Annotated in this window: 17 protein-coding genes; 7 read left to right on the top strand and 10 right to left on the bottom strand. The window is 68.2% G+C overall.

From position 1 onward, the window contains the following. Positions 1-720, bottom strand: a complete 720-nt coding sequence (locus BMY35_RS23025; RefSeq protein WP_093204182.1) for a response regulator transcription factor — start codon at positions 718-720, stop codon at positions 1-3. Positions 721-963: 243 nt separating this feature from the next. Here BMY35_RS23025 and BMY35_RS23020 point away from each other — a divergent pair, with 243 nt between their 5' ends. Beyond that, positions 964-2,310, top strand: coding sequence for a DotU family type IV/VI secretion system protein (locus BMY35_RS23020; protein ID WP_093204180.1), 1,347 nt, complete (start codon positions 964-966; stop codon positions 2,308-2,310). Continuing rightward, complete coding sequence (locus BMY35_RS23015) at positions 2,307-3,407, top strand: type VI secretion system protein (protein ID WP_093204177.1); 1,101 nt, start codon at positions 2,307-2,309, stop codon at positions 3,405-3,407. The genes BMY35_RS23020 and BMY35_RS23015 overlap by 4 nt, the downstream gene beginning before the upstream one ends. Positions 3,408-3,440: 33 nt before the next feature. On the opposite strand, the gene tssJ is transcribed toward BMY35_RS23015, so the two are convergent. Beyond that, the gene (tssJ, locus tag BMY35_RS23010; RefSeq protein WP_093204174.1) at positions 3,441-3,953 is read right to left on the bottom strand and encodes a type VI secretion system lipoprotein TssJ; all 513 of its coding nucleotides are present in this window, start codon (positions 3,951-3,953) and stop codon (positions 3,441-3,443) included. Between the two features lie 71 nt (positions 3,954-4,024). On the opposite strand from tssJ, the gene tssA reads away from it, so the two are divergent. From tssA to BMY35_RS22985, 5 genes are all read left to right on the top strand, one after another. Then, complete coding sequence (tssA, locus tag BMY35_RS23005) at positions 4,025-5,062, top strand: type VI secretion system protein TssA (protein ID WP_093204172.1); 1,038 nt, start codon at positions 4,025-4,027, stop codon at positions 5,060-5,062. Between the two features lie 61 nt (positions 5,063-5,123). Beyond that, positions 5,124-5,642 carry a type VI secretion system contractile sheath small subunit gene (gene tssB / locus BMY35_RS23000; protein WP_093204169.1) on the top strand — a complete coding sequence of 173 codons (519 nt, stop codon included), beginning with the start codon at positions 5,124-5,126 and terminating at the stop codon, positions 5,640-5,642. A gap of 46 nt (positions 5,643-5,688) precedes the next feature. Continuing rightward, positions 5,689-7,185 carry a type VI secretion system contractile sheath large subunit gene (gene tssC / locus BMY35_RS22995; protein ID WP_093204167.1) on the top strand — a complete coding sequence of 499 codons (1,497 nt, stop codon included), beginning with the start codon at positions 5,689-5,691 and terminating at the stop codon, positions 7,183-7,185. Positions 7,186-7,351: 166 nt separating this feature from the next. After that, positions 7,352-7,831: an Hcp family type VI secretion system effector gene (locus BMY35_RS22990; RefSeq protein WP_093204164.1), complete on the top strand. Its 480-nt coding sequence runs from the start codon at positions 7,352-7,354 to the stop codon at positions 7,829-7,831. Between the two features lie 81 nt (positions 7,832-7,912). Then, positions 7,913-8,452, top strand: coding sequence for a peptidoglycan-binding domain-containing protein (locus BMY35_RS22985; RefSeq protein WP_093204162.1), 540 nt, complete (start codon positions 7,913-7,915; stop codon positions 8,450-8,452). A 74-nt stretch (positions 8,453-8,526) separates the two neighbouring features. Here BMY35_RS22985 and BMY35_RS22980 read toward each other — a convergent pair whose 3' ends face one another. From BMY35_RS22980 to BMY35_RS22945, 8 genes are all read right to left on the bottom strand, one after another. Then, on the bottom strand, positions 8,527-9,321 hold the full coding sequence (locus BMY35_RS22980; protein WP_093204159.1) for a PP2C family protein-serine/threonine phosphatase: 795 nt from the start codon (positions 9,319-9,321) through the stop codon (positions 8,527-8,529). Between the two features lie 83 nt (positions 9,322-9,404). Then, positions 9,405-11,114, bottom strand: coding sequence for a type VI secretion system-associated FHA domain protein TagH (tagH, locus tag BMY35_RS22975; RefSeq protein ID WP_093204155.1), 1,710 nt, complete (start codon positions 11,112-11,114; stop codon positions 9,405-9,407). 88 nt (positions 11,115-11,202) lie between these two features. Then, positions 11,203-12,528 (bottom strand): TIGR02270 family protein, encoded by a 1,326-nt coding sequence (locus tag BMY35_RS22970; RefSeq protein ID WP_256229291.1) that lies wholly within the window; start codon positions 12,526-12,528, stop codon positions 11,203-11,205. Further along, positions 12,494-13,411: a type VI immunity family protein gene (locus BMY35_RS22965; protein ID WP_093204153.1), complete on the bottom strand. Its 918-nt coding sequence runs from the start codon at positions 13,409-13,411 to the stop codon at positions 12,494-12,496. The genes BMY35_RS22970 and BMY35_RS22965 overlap by 35 nt, the downstream gene beginning before the upstream one ends. Before the next feature lie 18 nt (positions 13,412-13,429). Then, positions 13,430-14,269, bottom strand: a complete 840-nt coding sequence (locus tag BMY35_RS22960; RefSeq protein WP_093204150.1) for a DUF4150 domain-containing protein — start codon at positions 14,267-14,269, stop codon at positions 13,430-13,432. 8 nt (positions 14,270-14,277) lie between these two features. Beyond that, entirely contained in the window at positions 14,278-15,345 is a 1,068-nt protein-coding gene (locus BMY35_RS22955; RefSeq protein ID WP_093204147.1) for a hypothetical protein, read from the bottom strand. Beyond that, positions 15,342-16,397 (bottom strand): DUF2169 family type VI secretion system accessory protein, encoded by a 1,056-nt coding sequence (locus tag BMY35_RS22950; RefSeq protein WP_093204145.1) that lies wholly within the window; start codon positions 16,395-16,397, stop codon positions 15,342-15,344. The genes BMY35_RS22955 and BMY35_RS22950 overlap by 4 nt, the downstream gene beginning before the upstream one ends. Before the next feature lie 13 nt (positions 16,398-16,410). After that, positions 16,411-16,884: a DUF6484 domain-containing protein gene (locus tag BMY35_RS22945; RefSeq protein WP_093204142.1), complete on the bottom strand. Its 474-nt coding sequence runs from the start codon at positions 16,882-16,884 to the stop codon at positions 16,411-16,413. Between the last annotated feature and the right edge of the window lie 3 nt (positions 16,885-16,887).

Raw genomic sequence — 16,887 nt, 5'->3', positions numbered from 1 at the left:
TCAGGCCTGCTGGGCCTCGGTCAACGCCTGCGCCGCCACCACTGCCTCGGTGCGGTTGCGCACGTTGAGCGCCCGGAAGATGGCCGCCAGGTGGATCTTCACCGTGCCTTCGCTGATGCCCAGGCTGCGCCCGATGAGCTTGTTGGGCTTGCCCTGCGACAGCAGCTGCAGCACCTCGACCTGCCGCTCGGTGAGCACGCTGCGCAGGTGCTCCAGCGTCTGGGTGCCGCCACCGCCGCTGCTGCTGGCGCCGCCGGCGGCACCGCCGCCGCGCACCAGCGCCTCGGCGCCCGCCTGCGGTGCCATGCCCGCCACCATGCCCGGCGGCAGCGCCGTCAGCATCATCGGCGGCACGTACACGCCGCCGGCCAGCACCAAGCGCACGGCCGAGAGCATCACGTCGGGGGAGTAGGCCTTGGGTATGAATCCGAGCACGCCGCGCTCGAGCGCGCTGCGCATGATGGCCGGGTCTTCGTAGCCCGACAGCACGATCACCGGCACCGCCGGATGGCGCTGGCGGATCTGGTCGATGTGGGCCTGGCCATCGGCACCGGGCATGTTGAGGTCGATCAGGGCCAGGTCGAGGTCGTCGGTGGCCCCGGCAAGCAATTCGTCGACGCTCATCGCCAGGACGAATTCGATGCCGGGCTCCAGCTCCGACAGCTTGGCTTTGACCGCCTCGATGACGAGCCGGTGGTCGTCGGCGATCAGTATTTTCATGATGTCTTTTCCCCGTGTCCCAGCGTGCAACGCACGGCAGACGCTGAAGATACCGGCGAATGCCCCGCGCAGCAAGGCCGGCGGCCCCACCAAAGGCATAGACCCCAAGCGATATGGCGCCCGCCGCAAGCACTTTGAAAGAATGAGCGCCTACTCGAAGGAACCGGGGACATGGGCATGTGCCATCGCTGCAGACGCCGGTGCAAGGCATCCTTCGCAACCCTCGACTGAGCGGGCCCGTCCATGGCCCGCCTCCTCGACTGCTTCTCCACCCTCATCTCGTCCGGCCTCTCACTGGACGCCGCCATCGCGGCCGGTGCCCCGCTGCCGTCGCTCGACGCCGCGCAGCAGCAGTTCCGCCAGCAGCTCGACGCGGCACGCGCCGCCGCGGAGGCATCGGGCACGCCGGCGGCGCAGATCGAGTCGGCCGCCTTCGCAATGGTGGCCTGGATCGACGAAATCCTCGCGCGCCACCCCGACGCCGCCACGGCCGCGGGTACCGGGGCAGGCGCGGCGGCCCCGCTGCAGGTCCAGCTCTTCAACTCGAACAACGCCCACAGCGAGTTCTTCCATCACCTGTCGGCGCTGGGTACCGGCGACGACGCGGTGCGCGAGGTGTACTGGCACGCGCTGGCTCTGGGCTTCAAGGGCCAGTACTACTTCGAGGAAGGCGACCAGGGCGAGCTGGGCAAGCTGAAGGACCTGCACAGCCGCCAGCTCCTGCTGCGCCCGCTCTCGACGGGCAGCCTGGTGCAGGACCGCATCGCGCCGCAGCCCTACGAGGTGGCCGACCCGCGCGGTCCCAACGACACGCGCCGGCGCGACCGCACGCTGCTGCTCAGCGGCGCCGCGCTGGCGCTCGCCCTGCCCCTGCTGTACATGCTGTGGCTATGGTCCGGCGGCCCGCCGGCGGCCGACACCGGCCTGGCCCAGCGCATCGAGCAGCACCTGCAGACCTTCGCCTGCGCCGACCTCACGGCCAGCGTGGACCGCGACGGCCACACGCGTGTCACCGGCTTCGTCTCGCTGCCCGGCGACCTGCCGCGCGTGGAGCATGAGGTGAGCGCCCTGCCCGGCGTGAAGGCGCCGCGCTTCGACATCGGGCTGCGCGTGTGGCCGCACTGCGAGGTGTTCGCCATCCTCAAGCCCTACCAGACGCGCAACAGCGAGAAGGCCTACGGGCTGGACGTGAGCGCGCCCACGGCCCGCGACGGCAAGCTGCGCGAGGGCGACAACGTGCGCATGCAGGTCGTCGCGCCGCGGCACGACAGCTACATCTGGGTCGACTACTACACCGTCGACGGCTCGGTCATGCACCTCAACGCGGGCCAGCAGCCCACGCGGCTGCACTCGGGCGAAACGCTGGAGATCGGCCGCGACATCCCCTCGAGCTGGCTCGTGAGCCCACCCTTCGGCAGCGTGCTCGTCACGGTGCTGTCGTCGCCCACGCCGCTCAGCGAGGCATCCGACCGGCCGCCCTTCGAGCTCGCCTCGGCCTACCTGCTGCGGCTGCGCGAGTCGCTCGCGGCCAGCAAGAACAGCGACCGGCTGATCGCCGACTTCGTCTTCCTGGAGACCGTTCCGCGATGAGCGCGCTGCTGCTGTCGCCCGCCCACCGCTTCTGGCTGCTGCTGTCGCTGTGCCTGCTGGGCTTCGGCCTGCTGTATGCGGTGGTGCGCGACGCGGGGCGCGGCGCGCGGCGGCGCGGGCTGCAGAAGCGCATCGCGGCGCTCGGCTGGCCCGCTGCCGGCACGGACGAGGCGGCCATCAGTGCGCTGAGGGAAGGCATGGCGCAGGCGCAGCAGACCATGCGCCGCGCGCACTGGGCGAAGTCCGCTGCGCCGGTGCCGTGGTTCCTGTGCTTCGGCGACAAGGCGGCCAACCTGCCGGGCCTGTTCGCGACGGCGCACGGCGAACGCGCGGACACGCCTTCCTCACCCGACGGCGCCTGGTGGCGCTGGTGGCTGACGCCGCGGCTGGTGGCCGTCGAGATCGATTCCAACGCCGCCGGCGACACCGCCGGTGCGCCACGGTCGCGCGGCCTGTGGCTGCACTCGCTGCTCGCACTGGCCGAGCGGCGCGACCGGCTGCCGCTCAACGGACTCGTGGTGGGCGTGGCAGCCGCAGACCTGCTGGAGGCCGACGCGGCGGAGCTGAAGTCCCTGGCCGCGCAAACGCGCCGCCTGCTCGACGAAGCCAGCGACACCCTGCGCCTGCAGATGCCTACCTACCTCGTCGTGACCGGCCTGGAGCGGCTCGCGGGCTACGAGACCCTGCACGGGGCGCTGCCGCCCGAAGTGCTGGCGCAGGCACTGGGGCACCGGTTGACCGACCCTTCGGCATTCATCGAGACGCCGGCCGGCGAACGGCTCGACGCGGTGTTCGACCCGCTCGCGCAGCAGCTGCACGCACTGCGCATGGCACTGCTGCGCGAACAGCCCGGCGCCACCGGCCGGCTCGCGATCCATGAATTCGTGGAGGCCGTGCGTGCGCTGCGGCCCGGCCTGCGCGAGTTCGCGCAGGTGCTGTTCGAGAACCACGGCCGGAATTCGCGCGCGCCGCGCTGGCGCGGCCTCTATCTCACGGCCGCCGCGTCGGATGCCGTCGGCGGCGCCTTCGTGAACGATCTGTTCGAGCGCTTCCTGCCCGTCGACCAGCCGCTGGTGCGGCCGGGACGACCGTCGTGATCGGGAGCGAGGCGGGCGCGGCCGCTACGGCCGCTACTTGCTGTCGACGCGCATCGCGCGCGCGCCGAAGGTCACGTCGAGCGCCTGCGCCTTGCCGGTGACCACGGGGCGCACTTCGCGCCAGCGTGCGCGATCGAGGTCGCGGTAGGCAGCCATCACGCCCATCGACTTCGCGTCAGGCGGCAGGTTGAAGTCGAGCTTCTTCGTCTCGCCGGGCCGCAGCAGCACTTCTTCGCGCTGCACGAGCTCGGCGCCGAGCGTGGCCTGGTCCTTCTCGAAGAGCGAGAAGAAGTCGGAGCCTTCGAACGGGCCCGGCGACTTCAATGCATACACGCGCACCGTGAGCGGCGATGCGCGGCCGCGCGCGTCGGGGTTGGCGTCGGCGCCGGCGGTGAGCGTGACGGCCACCGTGGTGACCACGGGCTTCGCCGCGCAACCCGCGAGCAGAAGACCGGCTCCAGCAAGGCCAAGAACGGCGATGTGGCGCCGCGTTACTGCGGCAGGGAGGCCCTCATAGGACGAATGGTGTGTACCCAGCGTGCGCATGCTATTCCCTTCGTTGCATTGACCGGTCAAGACGCATCTTTGATTATCACCAGCGAACTCGAACAGGCAACATGCTGAACAACGAACTCGCTGCAACACTGCTCGCGCCCATCGGCGATGCATCGCCGTGCGGCGACGATCTCGAGTACGACGCGGACTTCATGGCACTGGTCGCGGACGCGCAGGGCAAGCCCGAGCAGCAGTTCGGCGACACGGTGATCCCCGCTGTCGAGCCCGAGTGGCGCGAGGTGGGAGAGAAGGCCGAAGGCATTCTTCGCCGCAGCAAGGACGTGCGCGCCGCCGTACTGCTGCTGCGCGCCTCCACCCGCATGCAGGGCGTGGAAGGCTTCGCCGCCGGGCTGCGGCTGCTCAACGATTTGCTCGACACATTCTGGGACGGCATACATCCAAAGCTGGATGCCGACGACGACAACGACCCGACGATGCGCCTGAACGCGCTCGCGCCGCTGACCGACGAGGCCATGGGCCTGCGGGACCTGTACGAGGCGCAGGTCGGCGTCGCGCGGGGCGTGGGCCCGATCCGCGTGCGCGACATCGCCATCGCCCACAACACGCTCACGGCCGTCGGCGGCGAAGCCACCTACTCGATGGCGCAGGTGCAGGGCGGCCTGGAGACCATCCAGTCCGAACGGCCCGATGCGATCCAGGCCGCGCTGGGCGTGCCCGCGCTGGTGGACCAGCTCAGGAAGCTCATCGCAGACCGCACCGGCCGCGCCGATGCGTTCGACTTCGACCCGCTGCGCTGCATCGCCCGCGTGCTGCAGAAGGCATGCGCCTCCGCCAGCGGCGCGTCGGCCGAGGCGTCGGCGGACGAAGCCTCCGGCGCGGCGGACACCCAGCCCGACGGCGCTGCCGCGGCCCGCCCCGCCGCCGCGCGCGGCGAGATCCAGAGCCGCCAGGACGCCGTGCAGATGCTCGACCGCGTGATCCGCTATCTCGAGCAGGCCGAGCCCGGCAACCCGGCTCCGCTGCTGATCGAGCGCGCCAAGAAGCTCATCGGCGTGAGCTTCCTCGAAATCATGGCCAACCTCGCGCCGAACGCGATGGACACCATCGAAACGGTCACGGGCCGCCGTCCTTCCGAGTAGGCCCCGACCACTTCCCTATCCGCCTCATCCGCCCCCATTCACACCCGCAAGGAGCATCTCCATGGCCAAGAGCAGTCAGAAATTCATCGCCCGCAACCGGGCGCCCCGGGTCCAGATCGAGTACGACGTGGAGCTCTACGGGGCGGAGAAGAAGGTGCAGCTGCCCTTCGTGATGGGCGTGCTGGCCGATCTCTCCGGCAAGCCGGCAGACCCGCTCGCACCGGTGGCCGACCGCAAGTTCCTGGAGATCGACATCGACAACTTCGACTCGCGCATGAAGGCCATGAAGCCGCGCGCGGCCTTCGCGGTGGAGAACTCGCTCACCGGGGAAGGCGACCTGAAGGTCGAACTCACCTTCGAGAACATGGAAGACTTTTCGCCCGCCGCCGTGGCGCGCAAGGTCGGCGCGCTCAACAAGCTGCTGGAGGCGCGCACGCAGCTTTCGAACCTCGTCACCTACATGGACGGCAAGGGCGGCGCCGAGGAACTGCTGGCCAAGGTGCTCGAGGACCCGGCCCTGCTGCAGACCCTGGCCGCGAGCAAGAAACCCGAAGACGGCGGCGCCACGCCCGCCGCCTGACGACACCCATCCGACCGCCACACAGGATCACGAGGAGTAAACAACCATGGCCACCGAAGCACTCGAACAGAGCGCGCTGAAAGATGTCGCGTATGCGGGCAGCGACTTTTCATCGCTGCTGCAGAAGGAATTCAAGCCGCGCAGCGACGAAGCCAAGAGCGCCGTCGAAGCCGCGGTGCTCACGCTGGCGCAGCAGGCGCTGGCCAACACCACCGTCATCGGCAAGGACGTGACCAAGTCGATCCAGGCCATGATCGCCGCGATCGACGCCAAGCTCACCGACCAGGTCAACAAGATCATCCACCACCCCGACTACCAGAAGCTCGAGAGTGCGTGGCGCGGCCTGCACTACATGGTGAACAACACCGAGACCGACGAGAACCTCAAGATCCGCGTGATGGACATCTCCAAGCAGGAGCTGGCCAAGAACCTGAAGAAATTCAAGGGCGCGGCCTGGGACCAGAGCCCGATGTTCAAGAAGATCTACGAGCAGGAATACGGCCAGTTCGGCGGCGAGCCCTTCGGCGCGCTGGTGGGCGACTACCACTTCGACCAGAGCCCGCCCGACGTGGAACTGCTCGGCGAGATGGCCAAGATCGCCGCGTCTGCGCACGCCCCCTTCATCACCGGCGCCAGCCCCAACCTGATGCAGATGGAGTCGTGGCAGGAGCTCGCCAACCCGCGCGACCTGACCAAGATCTTCTCCACCCCCGAGTACGCCGGCTGGCGCAGCCTGCGCGAGTCGGACGACTCCAAGTACATCGGCCTGTGCATGCCGCGCTTCCTGGCGCGCACGCCCTATGGTGCCAACACCAACCCGGTGGAGGAGTTCGACTTCGAGGAAGACACCGCCGGCGCCGACCACAACAAGTACGCCTGGGCCAACGCGGCCTATGCGATGGCGACCAACATCAACCGCTCGTACAAGCTCTACGGCTGGGGTTCGCGCATCCGCGGCATCGAGTCGGGCGGCGCGGTGGAGAACCTGCCGCTGCACACCTTCCCGAGCGACGACGGCGGCGTGGACCAGAAGTGCCCCACCGAGATCGCCATCAGCGACCGCCGCGAGGCCGAGCTCTCGAAGGCCGGGCTGCTGTCGATGATCCACCGCAAGAACTCCGACTTCGCGGCCTTCATCGGCGCCCAGTCGCTGAACAAGCCGGCCGAGTACGACGACCCGGACGCCACGGCCAACGCCAACCTGGCGGCGCGCCTGCCCTACCTCTTCGCCTGCAACCGCTTCGCGCACTACCTCAAGTGCATCGTGCGGGACAAGATCGGCAGCTTCAAGGAGCGCGAGGACATGCAGCGCTGGCTCAACAAATGGATCATGAACTACGTGGACGGCGACCCCGCCAACTCCTCGGAGATCACCAAGTCGCAGAAGCCCCTGGCCGCCGCCGAGGTGGTCGTGGAGGAAGTGGAAGGCAACCCGGGCTACTACACCTCCAAGTTCTTCCTGCGCCCGCACTACCAGCTCGAAGGCCTCACGGTTTCGCTGCGCCTCGTGTCGAAGCTGCCCTCGGCCAAGGGCGGCGCGTGAAAACCTGAAAAAACGGGCCGGACTTTCTTGAAATTCCGGCTCCCGTTTCGTTCTATCAACAGCTGCCACATACCGGTCTTGCCAGCAAGCCGGCGGCAGCCCAAGCATCCGTCTCGATCATCAACAGCAACTGCCCGAACGCAATCGGGTTCCAAGGAGTAGGAACATGTCTTCTGACTTTCACATCAAGCTCGACGGCGTCAAGGGCGAGTCTTCCCACAAGGACCACAAGGACGAGATCGAGATCTCGTCGTGGACCTGGAACGTGAGCAACGCCTCGGGCGCCGGCTCCGGCGGCGGTTCGGGCAAGGGCAAGGCCACCCCCGGCGAGTTCCACTTCACGCACACCTACGACAAGGCCTCCCCGGTGCTCGCCAAGAACTGCGTGAGCGGCAAGCACTTCAAGGACATGGTCCTGACCTGCCGCAAGTCGGGCGAAGGCCAGCAGGAGTACCTCAAGGTCACGCTCAAGGAAGTCTTCATCGCCATGGTCGGCCCCGGCGGCGCGCAGGGCGGCGACGTGCAGGAACAGGTGTCGTGCTCGTTCAAGGACATCGAGTTCGCCTACAAGGCCCAGGACGACAAGGGCGCGGCCGGCGGCGAAGTCAAGTTCGGCTGGAACGTCGCGACCACCGAGACCCGCTGACGGACGACGGACCCGCGGGGCACGGCATCGGGCGCGCCAGTGCCCGGTGCGGTTTCCACGCGTCCTCACCGGAGCAATGCAATGGCATTCAGCACCCCACTCATCGGCACCAGCGGCGCGCTGCTCACCGCCTACAACATCGACTGGTCGGTAGGCCGGATCGGTTCCAACACGCGTGAAGACGTGATGCTGGTACAGGCGCTGTTCAAGATCTTCTACTACGAGCTGCTGGGCTTCAACCACGACCTGGACCCGCCCCCGGGCCAAACCGAGGTGATCGTCGTGGACGGCTACTACGGGCCGATCACGCAGAAGCACATCACGCACTTCCAGACGCAGGCGATCGCGCTCGGACAGAAGGTTCTGCCGGACGGCATCTTCGATCCGTTCCGCGAGCCCGGCGCGTCCAGCACGCTGAGCAAGACGCGCTACGCGCTCGACCTGCTCAACAACGGCTGCGCCAACTGCTGCAAGGAACAGGGCATCGACAACTACACCAACCTGCCCAACCGCCAGGACATGCCGCAGCTGCTGCGCAGCGCGCTGAAGAAGGTGAAGAAGACGGCGAGCAAGTACACCTACGTCGCGCCCCAGACCGTGCCCAGCACGGGCGGTGCCTGAGCAGCGCAGTTGCCTCACCCGCAAGAAAGGGCCCCTCGGGGCCCTTTCTCTTTTGCCGGCCGGGAAGAGAGAGGTCAGGAGTCGGTCGACGCGACGTTCTCTGGCATCAGCCGCGTCACGTCGTCGCCGTCGTCCTCGATCACCCACAGCGTGAGCGCCGTGTAGTTGTCGTGGCCCGGCTTGGCGTTGGCCTTGACCTGCGCGTCGATCAGCTCGGTCCACTGGCTGGGCGTGCGCGAGGCGTGCAGCGTGTCGATCAGGCATTCGTCGCCCAGCGGCTCCCACACGCCGTCGCTGCACAGCAGCAGCACGTCGCCGGGCAGCAGGCGCATGCGCTCCGACACCGCGATGTCGGGCGCCTCCTCGATCGATCCCAGCGCCGACAGCAGCATGTTGCGCTGAGGGTGCAGCCGCGCGCCCTCCTCGTCGAGCATGCCGCCGGCCACCATCTGCTGCACCAGGCTGTGGTCGGTGGTGCGCGCCACGATGGCGCCGCCGCGGAACAGGTAGGCGCGGCTGTCGCCGCTGTGCACCCAGGCGAGCGCCTGGCTCTCGAGGTCGATGGCCGCGAAGACGATGGTCGATCGCATGCCCGCGAGCTTGCCGCCCTCGGCCTGGCGCGCCACCACGTCGCGGTTGGCCTGCTCCACGAGACCGCGCAGCGTGGCCTCGTCCAGCCCCGGCGCGACCGCGAAGCCGGCGAGCATGCTGCCGCGCGCGGTGGCCGCCGCCACGTCGCCGCCGCCATGGCCGCCCGCGCCGTCGGCCACGAGGCAGGCGACGAAGCGCTCGTCGTGCCAGTGGCCGTGCACGTCCTCGTTGTAGTTGCGGCCTCCCTGCCGGGAGAGCGTGACGATTTCGATTTCCAAGCGGGGTGCCTCGCGAGTGCTGGGGTTGTGTTGTCTTTGTGTTGCCTGCCTGTCAGCTGCTCTGCTCTTCTTCTTTTTTCTCGTCAGGCGTCGGACTTCAGGCGCGCCATCTGCTCCTCGTAGGCCTCGAGGAAGGCCTTGCCGAAGAGACTGTGGAAGTCGTCCTCCGCCTCGCTCGCGATGCCGCCGTAGAGCGACACGAACTGGTCCCACAGCTTGGCCTTGCGGTTGGCGCTGAAGAGCGCGTCGAGCGCCGTCTTCGCGCTGATCTTCTTCTCCAGCTCCGCCGGCTCGAAGCGCGCGATGACATGGGCCAGCGCCGCGCGCATGCCCACCATCACGCCGAACTGGTGCGCGCGCAGGTCGTTGAAGGCATCGCGCATCGCGGCCTCGGGCGGCATGAAGCCGCGCACGCCGGGGCCCAGCAGGTGCGCGAGCGCCACCTCCACCGTGGGCGAGAACTTCAGCGGGTTGTTGGCCTGCGCCGCGATCATCGTGACCTCGGCGCGTACTTCGCGCTTGAACTCCTGGCGCGTGAGCAGCAGCTGCAGCGTGCCCTCGGTGGCGCTGCGCAGCATCGAGCCGATGCGCTCCATCAGGCCGGGCGTGAGCATCTCGGGCGGCTGGTGCGTGCTCGCGAGGCCACGCAGGAAGGCCGCGAGCAGCTCGTCGTCGCTGGCCATGCGCTCGGGCGGAGGCGCCGCCGGACGCGGAGCTGGCGCGGGAGCGACGACCGCCGGCGCCGGAGGCCGCAGCGGCTCCAGCGGCTTGCCGGAACCCTCGGGCCCGCTGATGCGGATCGGCTGGCCGGTCATGTCGTCGAATTGCGCGGTCGGCATGACTGGCGCAGGCGCGGGGACAGGGGCTGGCGCCATCACCGGCGGCTTCGGCGGCTCGACGGCCTTCGGCGGCGTGAAGCCGAACTGGTCGATGGGCAGATGGTCGGGGCGCGGCGTGGGCGTTGGAGGCGCCGCCTGCTGCAGGGCCGCCAGCGGATCGGCGTTGGACGCGGTGTTCGGCTGCAGCAGCGGATCGGCAAGCGGCGACAGCGCGAGCGGATCGCCGCCGATGCCGCCACCGCCGCCCCCCATGCCGCCGAACAGCTCGTCGATGTTCGCAGCCTTGCCGTGCGCGGGCGGCGCGCCGAGATCGGAGAAGTCGTCGAGCGCCCCCAGGCCGGCCACCGGCGCCGACGACGGCGTGGGCCCCAGCAGGTTGGCGAAGGGATCGACCTGCGAGGCCTGCACGTTGCGCGAGCCGCTTTCCATCGGGTCGGGGAAGAGCAGCGAATCGGGCAGCGCGGCGGCCGGGGTGGAGGCGACTGCGGCGGGCGCCGCCGCCGGCGGAGCCGGAGCAGGCGGCGGCGCGAGGCCCGCGAGCAGGTCGGCAAAGGGATCGTCGCTCGTCGGCGTGGCCGCGACAGGAGAGCTTCCCAGCACCGTCGCGGGAATGATCGGCGATGCCGGCGCGGCAGCAGCGACTGCCGTCACGCGCACCGTGAGTTCGAAGCTGCCCACCACCAGCCGCGCGCCGTCGGTCAGCGCGGCCTCCTTGCCGGAGCCCAGCGACACGCCGTTGCATTGCATCGGGTTGCTGCCGCGGTCGATCACGAAGTACTGCCCGTCGCGGCACAGCACCTGCGCATGCACGCGCGAGACCGTGCGGTCGGGGTCGTCGAGCACCAGCGTGTTGGTGTCGGCCCGGCCGATGGTGCCTCCGTTGGGGCCGAAGTCCGCCGAGATGGACTGGCCAGCCGGAGCGCCTTGCCGGGTGATGACAGCGATATGGATCATGAATCGGCCCCCGAAGGCTCTGTGCCTGAATGCGCCCGAACAAACTCGCAAGGAGTATTCATTCCGTGGGGCATGTTGGCAATCTCGCCTAAAGAGGTATGCCGTCGCCCAGCCAGCGCTGCTGGCGCCACGCCGGCGCGCTGGTGGCGAACACGGGCGCACGCGCGTCGAGCAGCGCAAGGTGCAGCGCGGCGGCCACCCGCTGGCGCTGGAAGCCCTGGCTCAGCACGCCCTGGCAGCTGCCAGGCGAGACCGGCTGCCCCATGAAGAGCCGTCCTCCCGGGGCGAAGCGCGCGCCGTTCCGCTGCCACCACGCGCGCACCTTGTCGATGTCGGGCCAGGGCAAGGCGATGTCCTCGGGCAGCTCGACGTTGTCGTCATCGGGATCGTCGGTAGGTCCGTCCTCGAAGCCGTCGGGCGGGGGGACCTCCATCTGCTCGAGGTTGAAGTCCACCCCGGTGACGGCGACGAAGGCCTCGGCCGCGATGCGCGCCGTGGCCGGCTGCGCCATCTGCTCGATGAGCCAGGGCACGTAGCGCGAGTCGCCGATGAAACCCGAGCCGATGATGCGCAGGCGTTGCGCCTCGGGCAGCGCGGCGCTGTCGAGCAGCAGTGCGTGGCCCGGCGCGACCTCCATCGCCTGCAGCGCGAGCTGGAACGCGCGCGGCTGGCGCGGTCCGCTCTTCAGCGCAAAGGCCGCGAGTACGTCGAGCGCCTGCGCCCGGTCGCCGAGCAGCACCGCCGCCCACGCGGCCCAGAAGCGCAGCTCGGGCTTGACCTCGCCGAGCAGCGACAGGGCCTGCGGCAACAGGTCGACACGGCCCAACTCGCCCGCCGCCCGAAGCGCGCGGACGCGCACGCTGTCGGGCGCACTCCCGAGCAGTTCGCCGAGCAACGGGCCCGGGTCGCGCCGATGCAGCGCGCAAGCCGCCACGCCCAGCTTCTGCTTCAGCGGCGAGGCATCTTCGAGCAAGGCCCTGACGCGGCCGCCGAGATGCTTCGGCTCGACCCAGCCGAGCGCGGAGATCAGGCCGGGCACGACCTCGGGCAGGTCCTTCGCGCGCTCGACCAGGTCGTCGAAACGGCCATCGACAGCTTCGATGGCGAGCACGGCCGCAACGAAGAAATCCTCGGGGCCTTCGTTGTCGGCGAGGGCCAGCGCGTGCTGCCAGCCCTCGTCACCGGCGACGCGCAGGCCGTCGATGTGGGCGGCGAGGCGCTCGTCGAGGTCGGTGAACTGCTGGAGCGAATAGTTGGGGGCGTGGACTGCGCTGGCGCGTTGCAGCCAGAGGAAGGAGGCTTCGTCGGCGTGCTCGGCCAGAACCCCGGCAAGTGCCGGCGACGAGACATCCGGGTCATTCATCGCAGCCACCGCGATGTCAGTCGAGTCGCGCCAGCCACTCGTCTGTTCCATAGCCTGGATCCGACTCGGCAAAGATCGCCGGATGCTGCTGCAGGCGCACGGGCGCCAGCAACGCTCCGACGCGTTGATAGGGCTTCATCTCGTCTCTGTCCGGATAGCCGAGGACCGGCGCAGGGCCGGCCTGGATCACCCAGCAGCCCGGCAATTCGTGCACGGGGCATGAGCGCCCCAGCTCCTCGCGCACGTCTTCCAGCGCGGGCAAGCGCTGTCGAAGTGGGGCCCCGGTCAGTGTGAGCCAGTTGACGCACTTGATGGAAGGTGCATCGGAACGCTGCAGGGCGATGATGGTCGAGTCCATGTAGTTCAGATCGATGCCCGGGTACTTCTTTGCGAGCATCAGCATCTGGCTCGCGGCCTCGTTCTCGTACTCGCCCTCCGGATCCCAGTTGACGGCGAAGCCTGCGTGTCCGGAGTCGAAATCGAAACCTGCGACCAGCTGGGCCAGCAGGTTCGCAACGCTTTCGTATCCGGTATCCATGAACCAGGACGGCAGGATGAGCCGAACCACCCCCACCTTCGTCTCTTCTTCCTGGTCGGCCAGCAGGTAGAAGCCATGCTCCGACGGCTCGTCCCTGTCGTCGCCACCTTCGAGACTCAGCATGTAGATGCCCTTGCCTTTTCCCTTGCGCTTGGTAAACCAGTCGGGCAGCAGTTGCAGCGAATCGGGCTTGAGCGGTCTGGAGCCCTCCATCGATTCGGTCCGATAGAACTTCAGGTAGCTGCCGATTACCCCCAGTGCCTTCGCATAGAAGTTCTGGATGCCTTGCGCATGGTCGAACATCGACCCACGCCAGTACAACGTGATGTCCGTCACCAGGCGCAGGTAGATGCCATCGTCGCCCGAAAAAACCAGCTTTTCCTTCTCATTGCTCATGGGAGTGTTCCTTCCGACTCAGCAGTCGCAATTCTTGGCGTTGATCTTCACCGGCTTGTTGCCATTGGCCAGTTTCTGCTGGCGCAGCTTCTGCGTCTTGCGCCAGCGGTCGCCGGGAAACTTGAAATCGAAGCAGCGCTTCACTATCGGCACGCCCGCCGCATCCGTTCCCACCGCCAGCACCACGTCGGGAATCAGAACGCCGTAGGAACGAGTGAATTGCTGGGTGATCAGGCCGCCGAGTTTCTGTATCTCGCGCGCTGCCGAGGACTGAGGGTTGCTCAGGCGGCTCTCCAGTTCGTAGGACCAGTTTCCGCTCGAGGATGAGTCCCGGCTCCAGCCGCCGCGCGGCCCCTTCACATGGCCTTTGGCGAGGTCCTTGCAGAACTCTTCGCAAAGCTTGTTCGCCATCGCCTCCTCGTCGGCATCGAGCCCGAGGTCCTTGACCACCGACTGGAGAATGCCCGCCAGATTGGCCGCGTTCTCCGAGTTGTGGAACATCTTGTCCATGAAGCGCGCGGCATTCTTGCCGTCCATCTTCACGTCGAATGAGTAGAGGATCCACGTCGCCTCCTTCATGAAGGTGCTCGACTTCACGCCACCAGCCACCCCGGCGTTGTCGCCGTTGGAGAGTGCGAACTTCGACCCCTTGTTCGCAGCCATCACCTTGTCGCCCTTGACCGTGGTCGTCCCGTTGGTCAACGTGATGGATTGCGCGATGTTCGGATAAGGCACGGGCACCGGGCCACCTGGGCTCGGCGTCTTGCAGACGTCCGGGATGGTCGCGGTGGTAATCCCGCTGCTCATCTTGTGAACGAGCGAGCCTACGGTGCCATTGACGCGGATAGTGACGGGCATGGCGCGTCTCAGCCATCACGCGGGTCGATGCCGCGTACCAGCACGGCGCCGCGCTCGCCCGACTCGGAACTGGCCCACACCATCGACACCGGGCCCCTGCCGTAGTGCTTGAGATGAGAGATGGCGGCAAGGACGACATGCAATGGCATTCCTGCGGCGCCCACATCGCCCCAGCAATCGGCCGGTGCCACGAAATCAGTGGCGTTGCGAAAGTGCTCTTTCGTGCGCAGCACGGTAAACCCATACTCGTCAGCGCGATAGGTCTCGCCGTTCATGTCGCAGATGACGTTGTGCACCATGTCGCCCGGCCCCAAGGATTGAAGTGCATGACGGAAGGCCTGAGTGAGACCGTCGCCGATGCAAACATCGGGACTCTTGATGAGCCGGGTCTCCAATCCGAGGCCCGGCTCGGCGAGCGTGGCGAGTGAAGCCATGCCGGTCCGCTCCATGAACTCCTGCGAGACAACCAGCACGGCGCCGGCTGCTTCGCCAGGAATGAAGCCCCAGGGATTGTTGAGTACGCCGCCGCCATGAAGCTGCTCGCTGGCATCGATCCATTCGAGCGTTTCCGGCGCGAGGTAGGAATCGACGCCGCAAACCACGCAAGCGTCGATGGAAGCGCCGGCGCAACCGCGCATCGCTGCATCGAGGGCCAGGTGCCCGCCCGCGTGGCCGACTTCGAAGACCCGGCTCGCACCGAAGAGCGCACGGTTTGCCTGTGTGATATCCGCCAGCAGTGCATCTCGAAGGCCAAACGGATGCCCGGCGCGCGGAGGCGGCAGGGCCAACGCCAGGCCCAACCGGCAATGTACTGCGTCGCCGAGGGCCACGAGCGGACGCACGGCTTCCTCTATGGCCGGCAGCAGCAGCATGGCGCAGCGACGCGGTACATCGACATCCGCGCCGATCCAGGGCGCACGGGCCACGCGCATGGACTCGCCCGCCGAATCGATCATGAAGGGGTGTTCGGCGAATCCGCAAATGCCGGCGCGTGCCGCGGCAGCGCTCGCCCATGCATTGCGGCCGATGGGGGTGCATGCGCCGAAACCGGCGACCTGCAAGACTGCGGGGGTCATGCCGGCACTCCGGCCTCGTCAGGGTGCTCACCCAGACGCACAAGGCGCTTCTCGAAGATGCGCGTCTTCAACAGCTTGTGCACCTTTGGGTGGCAAGGCAGCGCGCTGTGCCATACCAAGGCGACGCGCGAACGGTCCGGCTCGACAATCACCGTGTGCAGCGCCGGCCGTTCATGCAGCACACGCTGGCCATCCGAAAAGAAAGTCTCCATTCCCAGGATCACCCGCGGCAGCTCGAAGCGCAGCATCTCGCCATGCGGCCACAGGTTGATCAGCATCACCGGCTCTCCGCCGGCGAGGAACTGCGGCGCCTGCTGGTCCGCAGGAGCGCACTGGTAGTGCCTGTCGTCGAAATCCACCGGCAGCAACGGCAACCGCTCCCTCTGCCACGCCTCGTCGTACGTTCCCGCGAACCCCGCGCGCGGCTGCCAATGGTTGCACAGCGGTCCGAAGCCCGCCGGCTCTGGCCGATCGTTCCAGGCGCGCACGAGCTGGTCGGGGTACTCGATGTTCGGCAGCCGCATCCCCTCCGCATGCGCGGCTTCGAGCGCGAAACCGGTACCTACCGGATTGCGCACGTCGAACTGCGGATTCGGCGCATCGCGCGTCCATGGATCGACACCGCCATACGCGCGTTCCCACACCAGCGGCATCGTGACGAAGGGCTGGGGCTCCGACGGCGAACCGCCCAGCCATACGCGATCGCCCATCACGCGCAGCCGCTTCGCTATCGGGCCGACGCGCAGTCCCACGTCGATCTGCGCCACCGGCACGCCGCCGGGCGCATGCGCGTGGCCGATCAACAGCACGTCGGTGGTCTGCTTCGTGCGCACCAGGTCCATTTCGTACAACAGGTTCGGCTGGGGCGCGGCCTCGTCGACGAAGACGGGCGCCTGCGCGACGGGTGGCTGTTCGGGCGCGACGCTCGTCTCGCCGTCGGGCGCGATGTCGAAGCTGCACTTCACCGCCACGAGCCAGATCTCCGCACCGTCGCGGTCGCGCACCCAGGTGCGTTCGGCGGCGTAGGGCGTGCGGTTTTCGAGTTGCCACATGGCGTGTGCCTCGTCAGTTGATGCCCACGTAGGCGCCCTTGACGCGGTTGGCGCCGCTCGAGCGCGAGAGCACGTAGCTGCCGTTGATCAGCACCTTGCCCGCGCGCGTGAGCACGATGCTGGCCTCGCCGCAGCGCAGCTCGATGCGCTCGCGCGCCTGCAGCACGACGCGCTCGCCGTCCACGCGCGCGTCGAGCGCCGGCGTTTCCGTGTGCGGCGGCTGCACGCGGCCCACGATGACGGGGTGTCGCGCCTCGCCCTTCTCGAAGGCGACCACGACGGCCGCGCCCGCATCACCGGGCGCCAGCCCTACGGTCGACAGCGCCTGCACCGGCGCCATGCCCTCGCCCAGCGTGACCAGGAAGCGTCCCTCGGCATCGAAGCCGGCGAAACGGGCCACCGCCACGCCCTGGCCCGAGAGCTTCGACCATGCCGCCACGCTGTGCAGCACGCTGCGCGCGCTCCTGAGATCGGTTTGGTCTTCCACGGT

This window comes from Variovorax sp. YR750, assembly GCF_900109805.1.
GTDB lineage: Bacteria > Pseudomonadota > Gammaproteobacteria > Burkholderiales > Burkholderiaceae_C > Variovorax > Variovorax gossypii.
This window is presented reverse-complemented; position numbering and strand designations above follow the sequence as displayed.